We start from the raw sequence: 609 nt of genomic DNA on the forward strand, positions 1-609 counted from the left end.
TGGGGTACAAAAAAATTATAAGATTAAGTATATTTTAACGTTTTACTTTTTACAACAACAAAGTCAATCATTTATTGCCAGTTCAGAGGTGTTTTTTTTTCTCAAAACATTATATTCTACAAAATGCTATTTTAGCACGTTCAATAACGTCTCAAACTCCTCGTAAACCACTCACCCCCTAAACCACAAAGCCATTCAATAATTATCTTGACTATTAATGGTGCTATAAAAAAAGACGACTCAGGATCTCCTGAGTCGTCTTTTTTTATATTTTGATGTAATCTCTTTTAGGGAGAATAGTACTTTTCTGGCTGTTTTGGGGGAGAGTTCTTAGTGTTGCACTGTAAAGCTCTTAGAAAATGTCTTTTTGCCTTCCTTAACTACCAATCGGTACTCACCAGCAGACAAATCTTTTGTATTATAGTTTCTTTTGATCATCATATCATTCACTAATCCTTCGGCTACAACTGTAGCTCCATTGGATGCATACATAGTGATCTGTACATCATCTTGGTTGTTATTAAAAAGAGAAAAATGGAACACATCGCCTTCTTTGGAATACTGCGGCTTGAAAACAAACTTCTCAGCATTTTTGAGTAACGTAACTCC

General features: G+C 34.3%; 1 protein-coding gene. It reads right to left on the minus strand.

What is annotated here, in order from left to right:
- Positions 1-330: 330 nt before the first annotated feature.
- On the minus strand, positions 331-609 hold a 279-nt coding region (locus SM447_RS29475), incomplete at its 5' end, for a hypothetical protein (RefSeq protein WP_474576132.1).

Source organism: Micromonospora aridisoli (assembly GCF_056150025.1).